Raw genomic sequence first — 13,697 nt, forward strand, 5'->3', positions numbered from 1 at the left:
GTGAATTGTTTGATTGCGGGCTTCATCACCCAATCAGCATAAACTTGTCGACATCGACAAGACCTCGGTCTGAAATCTTCAGATGTGGGATGACCGGCAGCGGCAGAAAGGCGAGCTGCAGGAAGGGCTCTTCCAGCGTCGCGCCGAGGGCGTAAGCAGCCTGGCGCAGGTGATGCAGCGTATCGCGCACATTTTCATAGGGCTCGAGGCTCATCAGGCCGGCGACTGGCAGGGCGATTTCGCCGGTGACGACGCCGTTTTCGACGACGACGAAGCCGCCATTGATTTCGCTGAGGCGGTTGGCGGCTTGAGCCATATCGTCTTCATTGACGCCGACGACGCAGATGTTGTGGCTATCGTGACCGACCGTCGAGGCGATGGCGCCCTTCTTCAGGCCGAAGCCCTGAACGAAACCATTAGCATGATTGCCGTTCTTGCCGTGCCGCTCGATGACGGCCACCTTGATGACATCGTTGCCGAGATCGATATCGGTCTGGTTGCCCTTGACCGGCAGGCGGTAACGGCGATGCTGCGTGATGATTTTTCCGGGGGTGACGCCGATCACGGAGCTTTCGCCCTCGGTCATCGGCACGCCGAAATCGGCAGCGTTGATCGGGCGCGCTTTGACGCTGTCGAGACCGACCGGGGCGACGGATTTGCGGGTGGCGAAAAGCTCTGCAGTGACGCGCCGGCCCGCGGAGAAGACGGTCTCCGCCTTGCAGTTCTCCAGACTGTCGATGACGACCAGATCGGCGCGCCAGCCGGGCGCCACCAGGCCACGGTCCCGCAGGCCGAAGGCGCGGGCGGCCGAGATGGAGGCTGCGCGATAGATCGCCAGCGGCTCGACGCCGTGGGCGATCGCAGTGCGGATCATATAATCGAGATGGCCCTGTTCGGCGATGTCGAGCGGATTGCGATCGTCAGTGCAAAGCGCCAGATAGGGCGACAGGCGCTCGGTGAGGATCGGCATCAACGCATGCAGGTCCTTGGAGACCGAGCCTTCGCGCACCAAGATATGCATGCCCTTGCGGATCTTTTCGAGCGCTTCCTCGGCGGTCGTCGATTCATGTTCGGTGCGGATGCCGGCGGCGAGATAGCCGTTGAGGTCGTTGCCACGCAAAAGCGGCGCATGGCCGTCGATATGGCCGCCCTGAAAGGCGTCGAGCTTGGCCATGCAGATGGGATCCTTGTGCACGACACCCGGGAAATTCATGAATTCTGCCAGGCCGATGACCTTCGGATGATCGCGGAAGGGCAGGAGTCGTTCGATCGGCAGATCGGCTCCCGACGTCTCCAGATGCGTTGCCGGCACACAGGAGGAAAGCTGGACGCGGACGTCCATGATGGTTTCCAGCGAGGAATCCAGAAAATACTGGATACCTTCCGTGCCGAGCACATTGGCGATCTCATGCGGATCGCAGATGGCCGTGGTCACGCCATAGGGCAGAACACAGCGATCGAACTCATGCGGTGTCACCAGGGAGGATTCGATATGCAGATGCGTATCGATGAAGCCCGGAACGACAATCCGCCCGGAGATATCGATCTCCTCGCGGCCCTGATAGGTGCCGCAGGTGCCGACGATGCGATCGCCGCAGATGGCGATATCCGAGGCGACGAGCTCGCCCGTCACCAGGTCGAAGAACCGCCCGCCCTTGAGCACGATATCCGCCGGCTCCCGGCCGACACCCTGGTCGATATAGCGTTCAAGTTTTTCCGACATGTCCATTCCTCGTATAAAGTTTGCCCCTCATGCCCGACCATTCTGCAATTGCAATGGGGGTATGAGGGGCTGATTCTGACGAGACTAAGCCTCAGATATTATTCTGCAAGATATCCCTGAGTTTGCCGAAGAGTTCGTCGATATGGTGCTTTTCGATGATCAGCGGTGGGGAGAGTGCGATGATGTCGCCGGTGGTGCGGATCAGCAGGCCTTTTTCATAGGCCTTCAGGAAGGCGGTGAAGGCGCGCTTGGTGGGTTCGCCGGCGATGGGGTCGAGCTCGATGGCGCCGATCAGGCCGGTGTTTCTGATGTCGATAACGTTCGGGCAATCCTTCAGGGAATGCAGCGCATCGGCCCAATAGTCCGAAAGCTCAGCAGCGCGCGTCAGCAGGCCTTCTTCCTTATAGGTATCGAGCGTCGCAAGAGCGGCGGCAGAGGCAATCGGGTTGCCGGAATAGGTGTAGCCATGGAAGAACTCGATCATGTGCTCGGGTCCCTGCATGAAGGCATCATGGATTTCCGAGGTGACGAAGACGGCGCCCATCGGGATGACACCGTTCGTCAGGCCCTTGGCTGTGGTGATCATGTCCGGGACGACATCGTAATATTGCGCGGCGAAGGGAGCGCCGAGGCGGCCGAAGCCGGTGATGACTTCGTCGAAGATCAAAAGGATGCCGTGCTTGGTGCAGATCTCGCGCAGCTTCTGCAGATAGCCCTTCGGCGGGATCAGCACGCCCGTGGAGCCGGCGATCGGCTCTACGATGACGGCGGCGATGGTGGAGGCGTCATGCAGCGTGACGATGCGCTCCAGCTCGCTGGCAATGTCGCCGCCGTGCTCCGGCTGGCCGCGCGTGAAGGCATTCTTGCCGGGAATATGCGTATGGGGCATGTGGTCGACGCCGGTCAGCAGCGTACCGAACATCTTGCGGTTGGAAACGATGCCGCCGACGGAGATGCCGCCGAAGTTGACGCCGTGATAGCCGCGCTCGCGGCCGATGAGGCGGAAACGCGAGCCGTTACCCTTCACGCGATGGTAGGCGAGCGCCACCTTAAGCGCGGTCTCGACGGATTCGGAACCTGAATTGGTATAGAGAACGTGGTTCATGCCCTCGGGGGCGATGTCCACCAGCCGGTTCGCCAATTCGAAAGCCTTGGGATGGCCGAGCTGGAAGGCCGGCGCATAATCGAGTTCGCCCGCCTGCTCGCGAATGGCCTCAGTGATCTTCGGCCGGCAGTGGCCGGCATTCACGCACCAGAGGCCGGCCGTACCGTCAAGCACCTGCCGCCCATCATGGGTCGTATAGTACATATCCTTGGCGCCGACGAAGAGACGTGGTTCCTTCTTGAACTGGCGATTGGCCGTAAACGGCATCCAAAAGGCGCGCAGATCGTTGGGGGTGGCATTCTGACGGTCGGACATGCTGTTCTCCATGGCCATTCGGGGGCCATTTCCCGATCGCAGCCGTGGGGCCGCGTGATTATTTACTGCCTGGTCAAATTATCAGCCGGCCCCTTGGCGTCAAGACAAACATGGGTGTCAAGACAAAGGTGGGCGTTAGGATAGCGCGCGGGTCTATAGTGGATCCTGCCCCGCCCCGCGTGCCGCAGCGCTTGGCGCAATGCTCGCATGCCGCACCGCGCTCGCCCAAGAGCAAGGCACCGAACACGAAAAGGCTGGCAAATTGGGTAATTTGCCAGCCAAATCATTTATATATGTGGTGATGAAAGAGGCTTGATCCTAAGGTTGGAAACTATCTTTTCCTTGCGGACCTTGCCTCGACATACTCATAGCCAGTTTTGGCTATTAAGCAGCCGATCTACTTTTTTCCGGTTCACAATAAATGTCTTCCAGTGTTTCCAGAACCCGGATAACCGAGTCTGAAGTACTGGAGTAGTAAATCGTTTGAGCATCGCGGCGGGTCTTCACCAGCTTCTGGGCGCGCAGCTTCGAAAGGTGCTGGGAAAGTGCAGATTGGCTGAGCCCCACCTGATTGGCCAATACACCAACCGGAACTTCACCCTTGACCAGGCTGCAAAGAATCATGAGGCGCTTCGGGTTCGCCATAGCAGATAATAATGCTGCCGCCACGTTGGAGTGTTCGGCCAAATTTCTTGTCTTCATCTTTTTAATCTTCCTAATGCGGAGCGTACATCAGAAATTGCGGGTTTTTGCTCTAATCGGGGAATTAATCCGATAAGTAACAATACCAATACAGGCCAAAGATTGTATATACCTAAATTTAAGGTATCGAGTATGCTATTTTAGATATGTATGTATGAGCGTCGTGCGGCTCCGCCAAAGGTGGGTCAAATTCCCATCTCAAGGCCTCATCTCCCCAAATTAGGTCGATTCCTGCCATATCTAGGCCACAAATCCGCCAATTTTTGCCGCCCGATCCTCTTAGACTACTCACTATAGTTGTAATGATACGTGGGTAGTGGGCTAGTAATTCTCGCACTATCTCGTCTGCTTGTTCAGCAAGCATCTCGTTCGCCGCTGAAAGAATCATCAGATCGTTCCCGGGCAAAATATATGCTCTTCCGAAACCGCCATTCAGGCTGGCGGTAAGCGGTATAAGGCGGAAAAAGCAGAAATCGGCAAAATCGGCATAGAGCTTGGCTTTGGGATGCCGCGCAAGGAAGCGCGAACGAATGCGTCCATGCAGACGGTTTTCGCGATCGACGCGCTCGGCCCTGCACTGAACACCGAGGCGCGGGTAGGCGAGCGGATCGCCTTTGCCGGGCTCGCCGAAGAGAACCGAGGCGCGGGGGTCTTTCGATAGCGCTTTAGTGTGGGCGGAAAGGCCGGAGACGAGAATGACCGGCACGCCATCGATATCCGTGCCGGTCAGCACGCGGCTGACGGAAGGGAAGCCTGTTTCCGGATCGATGACGGCCATGGCCGCATAGCGAGCGGCGCGCAGCAGGATACGTGCCTGCTTGCGCGCCTCGTCATCGGTTTCCCGCAATACGGACGGTTTGTCGTTCATAGTTGCTCTCTCTACAAGACGGGAGAGAGCCTGAGATAGACTACTCTCTCCGCCGGTGGCTGGTGAGGCCAGCCACGACATCCTGGGCGGAAATCGTCCCGATAATCACGCCGTTGTCAACGACGCCGATATTGCCTGGCTGATGTGTCAGCGCGTCGAGGATATCGATGAGCGGTGTCGTGGCCGTGGCCGTAGCAGTGACCGAGCCGCCTGCTCCGGAGTGGCCGAGACCCTGTTGCATGACATCGCGGGCGGTCAACATGCTGATTGGGTTCATATGCTGCACGAAGTCGGCAACATATTGGTCAGCGGGGTTCTTGACGATTTCCTGCGGCGTGCCGCACTGGATGATCCGGCCGCTCTCCATGATGGCGATGCGGTTGCCGATGCGGAAGGCCTCGTCGAGATCGTGGCTGACGAAGAGGATCGTCCGTTTCAGGCGGCGCTGGAATTCCAGAAGCTCGTCCTGCAGGCGGGTACGGATCAACGGGTCGAGCGCCGAGAACGGCTCGTCCATGAGCAGGATCGGCGCGCCGGTGGCGAAAGCGCGGGCGAGGCCAACGCGCTGCTGCATGCCGCCGGAGAGTTCGTTGACCTTGCGGTTTGCCCATTGCGTCAGGTTGACGAGTTGCAATTGCTCGTCGACACGCTTCTTGCGCTCAGCCTCGGGCACGCCCGCCAGCTCCAAACCGAAGCCGACATTTTCGGCGACGGTGCGCCAGGGCAGCAGCGCGAACTGCTGGAACACCATGGAGACGGTATGCATACGCAGGTCGCGCAGTGCCTTGGGATTACAGCTATAGGGATTGACCGGTCCGGTCTTGCTGTTGACGACGACCTCGCCGCGCACGACCGGCGCCAGGCCGTTGACGGCGCGCAGCAGTGTCGACTTGCCAGAGCCGGACAGGCCCATGAGCACGAGGATTTCGCCCTCTTCGATCTCGAGCGAGGCATTGGCGACGCCGAGCACGAGGCCGGTCGCCTTGCCGATCTCGTCGCGCGTTTTTCCCGCATCTGCAAGCTTGAGCGCTGCCTCGGGACGGTCGCCGAAGATAATGCTAACATTTTTGAAGCCGACGGCGGTGGTCATGATTTTTCTCCTTCGCCGGGGGCACGGAACATGCGGTCGAGAATGATCGCCAGGATGACGATGCAGGAGCCGGAATCGAAGCTCTTGGCGACGTTGACGCTATTCAGCGCGCGCAGCACCGGCACGCCGAGGCCAGGCGCACCGACGAGGGCGGCGATTGAGACCATCGAGAGCGACAGCATGATCGTCTGCGTCAGGCCGGCCATAATCTGCGGCATGGCGAAGGGCACCTCGACCTTGCGCAGCACCTGTCGCGGCGTCGCGCCGAAGGCTTCGGCTGCTTCGACGAGAGAAGGCGGTGTCGAGATGATGCCGAGACGGGTCATACGGATCGATGCGGGGATGGCGAAGACGACGGTGGCGATCAGGCCCGGGACCATGCCGAGGCCGAGCAGGATCATCGCCGGTACCAGATAGACGAAGGTCGGGATGGTCTGCATCAGGTCGAGGATCGGCCGCATGAAGGCATAGAGCCAGGGGCGGCGAGCGGCGGCTATCCCGAGGGGGACGCCCACGAGCATGCAGACGAAGGTCGAGGCCAGCACCAGCGCTAGCGTCTCCGTCGTTTCCTTCCAATAGCCTTGATTGATGGTGATCAGCAGGCCGACCAGGGTCAGGATCGTGACCGGAATGCTCCGGCGCAACCAGTAGGCAACGGCCGCGAAAATGACGACGACGACCAGCGGATGTGGTTCCTGCAAGAGGAACAGCAGTCCTTTGATCCCATGTGAGGCAACGAAGGAAAGGCCGTCGAAGAACCATATGAAATTGCTTGTCAGCCAATCCACGACGGCCTTGGCCCATGGACCGATGGGGATGCGGTAATCGTTTAACCAGTTCACGTCTTTGCCCACCATTGGGGCGGCAATTCCGGGCGTCTTAAATGATTCCGGATAGGGCCGCCGGAGAATAACGGCCTATGGCGCCACCCGGTCACTGCCGGATATGTGGCGCAATAGGAAGGAAACAGTCTCTCGTCCACCGGAAGAGAAAGGGGCGGTTGAGCCGCCCCTTATCCCCGGATGTTGTTAGAGACCGAGCTTGGACTTAACCGCTGCAAGCCCGTCGCCGCCGTCCTTGGTGGTGACGCCAGCGAGCCAGGGAGTGATCGCAGTCGGATTTGCCTTCAGCCATTCCGTGGCAGCCGCTTCCGGCTCCTTGCTGTCGTTCAGGATCTTACCCATGATCTCGTTTTCCATCGGCAGCGAGAAGACGAGGTTTTTGACGAAGGTGCCGACATTCGGGCATTCCTGCAGGTAGCCTGCGCGGACGTTGGTGTAGACGGTCGCGCCGCCGAAGTTCGGTCCGAAGATGTCGTCACCGCCGGTGAGGTAGGTCATCTTGTAGGTGTTGTTCATCGGATGCGGCGCCCAGCCGAGGAAGATGATCGGCTTGCCTTCCTTGTCGGCGCGCGACACCTGAGCCAGCATGCCCTGCTCGGAGGACTCGACCACCTCGAAGCCCTTCAGGCCGAAGGTGTTCTTGTCGACCATGTCGATGACCAGGCGGTTACCGTCATTGCCCGGCTCGATGCCATAGATCTTGCCGTCAAGGTCGTCCTTGTGGGCAGCGATATCCTTGAAGTCCTTGATGCCGAGTGCTGCGCCCTTTTCGTTGGTCGCCAGGGTGTATTTGGCGCCTTCGAGGTTGGCACGTACGGTTTCGACCGACTTGTCAGCGGCAAACGGCTTGATGTTCTCGGCCATGGAGGGCATCCAGTTGCCGAGGAACACGTCGATGTCCTTGTTCTTCAGGGACTGATAGGTCACCGGCACGGCGAGCACCTTGACGTCGGTGTCGTAGCCGAGAGCCTTCAGGAGGATGGAGGCCGTCGCGGTGGTGGAGGTGATGTCGGTCCAGCCGACATCGGCAAAATGTACGTTGCCACAGCTTGCCGGCTCAGCGGCGGATGCGGTGGTTGCGCCCAGCATCAGCGCGGAAAGAGCTGAAGCGAAGGCAAATGCGGTTAAAGTCATTTTTATCATTGTGTGACTCCCAGTCTAACGTTCCCAAGCAACCACCAATAACTGACATTTTCAAGCGACCTCATTGTATTTGCGTCGGTTTGTAGGGGCTGATTGCGACTCCCCAATATTTTTTCAGCCATATATTGCCGAGCCGATCTGTCCTGTCCGGGCCGCGCAATTCCTGTGGTTTTCGCCGAAGGCGTCTTTCCTTCCGGCGATGGAGAACCCATGAGACGCTCAAGGAGAATATCATGGCCAAGCTGTACTTCCACTATTCGACGATGAATGCCGGCAAGTCGACCATGCTGCTGCAGGCTGCCTATAATTATGAGGAGCGCGGCATGCGGACGGTTGCCTTCATCGCCGCGCTGGATGATCGCGCCGGCCGCGGCAAGATCGCTTCGCGTATCGGCCTGGAGATGGCCGCCACGCCCTTCGATGAAACGGACGATCTCTTTGCAATGGTGGACAACCTGCACGCCGAGGAAGCGCTTGCTTGCGTCTTCGTCGACGAGGCGCAGTTCCTGTCGCGCGAGCAGGTCTGGCAGCTTGCCCACATTGTCGATCGCCTCGGCGTACCGGTCATGGCCTATGGGCTGCGCACCGATTTCCAAGGCAAGCTGTTTCCGGGCTCGCAGGAGCTTTTGACGATTGCCGACGAGATGCGTGAAGTGCGGACGATCTGCCACTGCGGCCGCAAGGCGACGATGCTGGTGCGCCTGGACCGACAGGGCAGGGTGGTGCACGAGGGCGCGCAGATCGAGATCGGCGGCAGCGACAAATATGTTTCTCTCTGCCGCCGTCACTGGGAGGAAGCCATGGCCGGGGAATGAAGCGTCCGCGGCATTGCGTCATCCGGTAGATGGCGGCGAATTTCTTTATGGTCGTGGCAATCGGAATCGCATCCAGACATCCGATGGTGGAGGAAACATGAAATTGCGCTGTCTGACGGCCGTGGCCGCCGTTCTTCTTTCCGCTTCGGCCGCTCTTGCCGACGGAGATGCAGTTGCCGGTGCGGCAGTCTTCAAGAAGTGCGCCGTCTGTCACACGGCAACCGAACATGAGAACCATGTCGGGCCATCGCTGATGGGCGTGGTCGGTCGTCCCGTGGCCACCGTGCCGGATTATAACTACTCGCCGGCGATGAAGGCCTTCGGCGCCGATGGCAAGGTTTGGGACGAGGCGCTGCTGCGGAAATACCTGCCCAGTCCGCAATTCCTGGTGAAAGGCACGAAGATGACCTTTCCCGGTTTGAAGAGCGACAAGGATTTGGACAATCTGATCGCCTATTTGAAGAACCCTTCTGTCACACACTGAGGCAGGTTTGCACGCTCAGGCATTTTCTTTGTGCATTTAAGCGGTTAGTCTCGCCAACAACGGCAATTGAGAGACGCTTTCATGGTCAAGGCCCACTCTTTCGACGGCGAGATCGACAAGGCCCGCGCGGCGCTCGAGGACGCGATCAAGGGCATGGATGCGGCCAATGCCGGGCTCGGCGGCAATGCCAAGGGCAACGGGCGCGTCGACGCCATCAATTTCCCGGTGGAAGAGGCGCTGGTGCGTGAAACGATCGAGCTGCTCGATCGCTGGAGAAATCTGGCCCTGTCGCTGGTGAAGCAACTGGATTCACTGACCGCGACCGCTGATTTGCAGCACCGGCGGCTGTTCGATGAGACGGCCGGGATCGACACGTCGGGGCTGTTCGGGCGCAGGATCGGGCAAAGTCAGGCCAAGCCGGCGTCGATTGCGGCCGATCTCGAAGCGGCGCTGGCAGCTTCGGCTTCGCTCGATGCGCAGTTCAGGACCGCGCGACCGGCGCTGGTTCGCTCCTTTCGCGATTGCGAGGCGCATCTGGTGCGGGTCATCGAGCGGCGGCAACACATCGATTTCGAGATTGAGGACGTGCAGCGCCAGGCGGATGTCTTGATTCCAAGGATTTTCGATCGGCGCAGCAGCATTTCGTCGGCTCGCGATGCCGGTTCACGATCCGAATTGGAGGCGGAATATAGCCGGCTGACCGCCGAGCGGGATGATCTGCATGAGCGGGAGCGGGCATTGCAGCCGGGGCGAGCAGCGCGACAGCGGCTGATCGATATCTATGAGGAGCTGGCAAACGTCCTGAACACGCAAATTGCCGCCGTCAATGCGATGGCGGGCAAGCTTGCCATCGACATCGAGCAGCGGATTGCCTTGCTGCGGGCGGTGATATCGGAAGCTGCGCCGCCGCTGCCGGCCACCGAAAGGCCAGCCGCGGTCTCCGCTTTGATTGCGGCCTTCGAAGCGAATGTGCTTGCGGGGCATGATCTCGCAGCGCGCAAGGCTCGTGCCGATGATATCTTTACGCGGCGGCTGGAGCCGCATCTGCTGGCAGCGCCTGCGGCAGTCGTCGAGCCGTCGGAAGAGACCGAGCCGGAGACCTGATCATTGATTGAAAAATGACAACAGCCGGTTGCTGTCTCCTCCGGGAACACATATCTGCTTGAACGAGAATAACGACATGCCTCCACATGCACGAGAATCCGAAGCGATTTTCGGCGCAGAAGGGAAGCTCAAGGTGTCCCGCGTTCATTGCTCGTCCGACAGGCGCGCAGCGCGGCAAAGGAGAGGTTCATGCTTGATTCGATCACTGCGTTCTTCAAGCGGATCGGCAGCGCCATTGCACGCGGCCTGGGGCTCCTCTTCGTTGGGATACTCTGGCCCTTCCTTGCCGCTCACGGCTGGTACCGGCAGCGCAATTGGATGATCAAACTGCCGATTGCCGCTTTCGTGGCGCTGATGGCGGTGCTCTACGTCTATTTCATCTGGCAGACGCAGGTCTGGAACGGCTTCGATGCCAATTATCCCGACGTCTACAAGTTTTCAGACCGCAAGGTCGGGGCAGGGCAGGAACTGCCGGCTGTGAATGGGCAGCAAGCAGCCGCGAATGCGCCGAAGGCCTGCCAGACCTCCGCGATCGTCGACGTTACGGCCGATCTTACCGATTTCAACGTCAACCAGAATGCGTGGATCTCCTCGATGCTGCTCTTCAAGCTGGGGTTCGTCGGCATGAGCTGGGATGACACGCCTTTCCTCGACAATAAGGCGGCTTTTCAGCGCGGCGTGAATCAGGCTGTGCGGCGCACATCGGTGGAGCTGGTCGATACGCTCGTCCGCGTGCGTGGCACATCCGGCGTCAACAGCGACCTGCAGAGCGCTCGTGGCAATCTGCAGTTCGACGAATCGAGCTGGTACTTCGGCCTGCGCCCCTTTGGTCTGAAGACGCCGACGCCGAGCTATTATCGCGCTGCCATCGGCAGCTTGCGCAAGTTCAATACCGATCTCGGCGCCTGCAATGCCGTTTTCGATAGCCGGGCCGACAATCTCTTGCAATTCATCGATCGCGTTGCCAACGATCTCGGTAGCACGTCGGACATTCTGGCGGAGCGCTCGGAGAACCACAATTACGGCTGGTTTGACATGCGCGCCGATGACCGTTTCTGGTTCGCCTATGGCCAGCTCTATGGCTATTACGGCATTCTGAGCGCGGTTGGTGCCGATTTCCAGCAGGTCATCGCCGAGCGTAACCTGGGTACGCTCTGGACCGGCACGATGAAGCAGTTGCAAGCCGCCTTGCGGATTCAGCCCGCCATCATTTCGAATGGGCGCGAAGATGGCTGGATCATGCCGAGCCATCTTGCGACCATGGGATTCTACATCCTGCGTGTGCGCTCGAATCTGGTGGAAATGCGTAGCGTTCTTGGCGGCCGTTAAAGGACGGGCGGTCGTCAGGGGAATGTGCTGAAACGATTAGAGCGGGAAAGCGTGTCACGGAATCGCTTTCCCGCTCTATCTCTTTGTTTTCACGCAATTCCGGACGGAAAACCGCTTCGCACTTTTCCTGGAATTGCTTTAGCTAATCAGTTTCAAACGGATGGCCTTGGCGACCAACTGTGTGCGGTTGACGCAATCGAGCTTTCTGATCGCGTTGGTCATATAGGCGTTGACCGTGTGATCGGAGAGGGAGAGAATTTGGCCGATTTCGACCGAAGTTTTGCCCTGCGCCGTCCAGCGAACCACTTCCAGCTCCCGGGCGGAAAGCATGTGCGGCACGGCACCGTCGTTGCGCTTGATGCAGTTGTAGGTGTCGAGCCCCTGTAGCATGATCATGGTGAGCTCGTTGAGCTCGCTCTGCCCGAGACTGCTGCGATTGCCCATGAACCAGAAGACGAGACGCTGTCCGTCAGAGGAGTTGATGGGAATAACGACGCCCATCGGACAATTGTGATTGGTGAAGAGCGTCCGCAGCTCGCGCGGCAGGTCCACATCGTGGGCGGCGCCTTTTTCCAGCAGATGCCACGAACGCGGCATGACCGAGTCCCGCACGCGCATCAAGATCGAGCATTGGCGGAGCAACTGGTTACGATCGAAATCACGGAGAAACTGCACCGGCATCGAGCCTTCGATGACCAGCGGCGTCAACATGGAATCTTCGGAAACCGGAGCATTCATCAGGGCTGCGTGGCTGAAGCCGAAAGCGGAGCTCGCACGATCCAAAGCCTGCGCAAAAGCCGTTTGTGTCCGGGCTGCGGCCAATTCGGCGGAAAGCAATAATTGTCTCTCGGCGGTGATGAAATAGGACATTTTGATGTAAGCGCCCACAGCGTGTTATCGGTATCAAATACCGGATTTCCGGGCGAATGCTAGAGACAAATTTGCGACACCAATCAGAAATAATTCCATTTTCATATGTCTTAATATGGTAAAGTTCTGATTTGTATTACTTTTCCGAAAAGTGGTTTTTTGAGCAAAAATGTTGCTTTCTTGATTTCTCCATTCCGGCATGGGCGCCGGGCCTGCGGACATCCGGCAACGGCCGGCGGAAATGCCAAGCTGATCGCCATTGGTGACGGCTGACGGAAGACTATCGAGGCTTGCCTTGCGAAGGTCAAAAGCGATTGCTATCGGTCTTTCACAGCAATTGCTTCCAGGCTTCTATTTCATGATCTTCTGCTTGTTCCCGCAGCGTGTCGCTCGGTGTTGCCAAAGGGCCTTGTGGTTCCTGACAACCGTTTTTCTTCTGTTGCTTTCTTTCACCTCCGCTGAAGCTTCGGGCGCTGCCGCCGGTCAGTCCATGGACTTTGTTTTGGTGCATGGTGACATGGCCTGGTGCCGCGCCGACAACAATTGCCCGGACTGGATCTCCGCCGAAGGGCAGATCATGGCGGATTCGCCGAAGAAGTTGCAAAAGCTGCTGAAACGCCTCGGCGGCAGGAAACTGCCGATCATTGTCAGTTCGCCGGGCGGCGATGTCCGGGCAGCCATGGAGATGGCCTATGCCATCCGCAAGCAGAAACTCGCAATCGCCGTCGGCAGGACGCGCTCGCGCGATTGTCCCTATGCCGAGCCGATCTGTTCGGCCGCCCGCACTAAGGATGGCTCCATCAAGGGTGAGACATTTTCTCTCGGTGCCATCTGCTTTTCGGCCTGCCCGCTGTTTTTTGCCGGCGGCGCCGAGCGCGTCTCCAGTCCCTTCGCGCTTCTCGGCGTCCATCAGATCACCACGACCTACAGCGAGGTGCGCGTCCAGTACCGCACCGAATACGAAATGGTGAATGGCAAGCGAAAGATCCTCTCCAAACGGGAGGTGGGGCGCAAATTCGTCGGTAAGCACGATACGACCAAGCTCGACAGGCGACAGACGGCGAGGCTCGTCGATTTCCTGGAGGAAATGGGTGTCGACAAATCGCTTGTCGATCTGATGCTCGGCACCGCGCCGACGTCGATCCATCTCATCGCGCAGATGGATGCGCTGAAGCTGCGATTGACGACGGAGCTTGCCGCTGCCGATCAACTCGTTGCCGCCAGGGATTGCAAGGGCAAGCAGTCGATTGCGGAATGTGCCGCCCGGCCGCCCGCTTCGCCTGTCGTCGGCGAGTAAATATGCCTTC

The 13,697-nt window shown here is 59.1% G+C and carries 13 protein-coding genes; 5 read left to right on the forward strand and 8 right to left on the reverse strand.

Going from position 1 to position 13,697, the window contains the following annotated elements; translation table 11 throughout:
• Positions 1-25: 25 nt before the first annotated feature.
• From ade to GGD50_RS24895, 7 genes are all read right to left on the reverse strand, one after another.
• Positions 26-1,723 (reverse strand): adenine deaminase, encoded by a 1,698-nt coding sequence (gene ade, locus GGD50_RS24865; RefSeq protein WP_107108716.1) that lies wholly within the window; start codon positions 1,721-1,723, stop codon positions 26-28.
• A 91-nt stretch (positions 1,724-1,814) separates the two neighbouring features.
• Positions 1,815-3,143 (reverse strand): omega-aminotransferase AptA, encoded by a 1,329-nt coding sequence (gene aptA / locus GGD50_RS24870; protein WP_107108855.1) that lies wholly within the window; start codon positions 3,141-3,143, stop codon positions 1,815-1,817.
• Between the two features lie 384 nt (positions 3,144-3,527).
• Positions 3,528-3,845 carry an ArsR/SmtB family transcription factor gene (locus GGD50_RS24875; RefSeq protein WP_028751732.1) on the reverse strand — a complete coding sequence of 106 codons (318 nt, stop codon included), beginning with the start codon at positions 3,843-3,845 and terminating at the stop codon, positions 3,528-3,530.
• Between the two features lie 118 nt (positions 3,846-3,963).
• Complete coding sequence (locus tag GGD50_RS24880) at positions 3,964-4,713, reverse strand: HugZ family pyridoxamine 5'-phosphate oxidase (RefSeq protein ID WP_107108715.1); 750 nt, start codon at positions 4,711-4,713, stop codon at positions 3,964-3,966.
• Between the two features lie 40 nt (positions 4,714-4,753).
• Entirely contained in the window at positions 4,754-5,803 is a 1,050-nt protein-coding gene (gene choV / locus GGD50_RS24885; RefSeq protein WP_107108714.1) for a choline ABC transporter ATP-binding protein, read from the reverse strand.
• Positions 5,800-6,660, reverse strand: coding sequence for a choline ABC transporter permease subunit (choW, locus tag GGD50_RS24890; protein ID WP_210318951.1), 861 nt, complete (start codon positions 6,658-6,660; stop codon positions 5,800-5,802). Before choW ends, choV begins: the two co-directional genes overlap by 4 nt.
• Positions 6,661-6,831: 171 nt before the next feature.
• Complete coding sequence (locus GGD50_RS24895; protein WP_245407493.1) at positions 6,832-7,779, reverse strand: choline ABC transporter substrate-binding protein; 948 nt, start codon at positions 7,777-7,779, stop codon at positions 6,832-6,834.
• 242 nt (positions 7,780-8,021) lie between these two features.
• Between GGD50_RS24895 and GGD50_RS24900 the strand changes: the two genes are divergently transcribed.
• From GGD50_RS24900 to GGD50_RS24915, 4 genes are all read left to right on the forward strand, one after another.
• On the forward strand, positions 8,022-8,603 hold the full coding sequence (locus GGD50_RS24900; RefSeq protein ID WP_107108712.1) for a thymidine kinase: 582 nt from the start codon (positions 8,022-8,024) through the stop codon (positions 8,601-8,603).
• Between the two features lie 97 nt (positions 8,604-8,700).
• Positions 8,701-9,087: a c-type cytochrome gene (locus tag GGD50_RS24905; RefSeq protein ID WP_107108711.1), complete on the forward strand. Its 387-nt coding sequence runs from the start codon at positions 8,701-8,703 to the stop codon at positions 9,085-9,087.
• Between the two features lie 81 nt (positions 9,088-9,168).
• Entirely contained in the window at positions 9,169-10,191 is a 1,023-nt protein-coding gene (locus GGD50_RS24910; RefSeq protein ID WP_107108710.1) for a hypothetical protein, read from the forward strand.
• 189 nt (positions 10,192-10,380) lie between these two features.
• On the forward strand, positions 10,381-11,520 hold the full coding sequence (locus GGD50_RS24915) for a DUF2333 family protein (RefSeq protein ID WP_107108709.1): 1,140 nt from the start codon (positions 10,381-10,383) through the stop codon (positions 11,518-11,520).
• Between the two features lie 138 nt (positions 11,521-11,658).
• Here GGD50_RS24915 and GGD50_RS24920 read toward each other — a convergent pair whose 3' ends face one another.
• Entirely contained in the window at positions 11,659-12,390 is a 732-nt protein-coding gene (locus tag GGD50_RS24920; protein WP_107108853.1) for a helix-turn-helix transcriptional regulator, read from the reverse strand.
• Between the two features lie 490 nt (positions 12,391-12,880).
• On the opposite strand from GGD50_RS24920, the gene GGD50_RS24925 reads away from it, so the two are divergent.
• Positions 12,881-13,687, forward strand: a complete 807-nt coding sequence (locus GGD50_RS24925; RefSeq protein WP_245407488.1) for a COG3904 family protein — start codon at positions 12,881-12,883, stop codon at positions 13,685-13,687.
• Positions 13,688-13,697 lie beyond the last annotated feature (10 nt).

Source organism: Martinezella paranaensis, from assembly GCF_014200235.1.
Lineage (GTDB): Bacteria > Pseudomonadota > Alphaproteobacteria > Rhizobiales > Rhizobiaceae > Rhizobium > Rhizobium paranaense.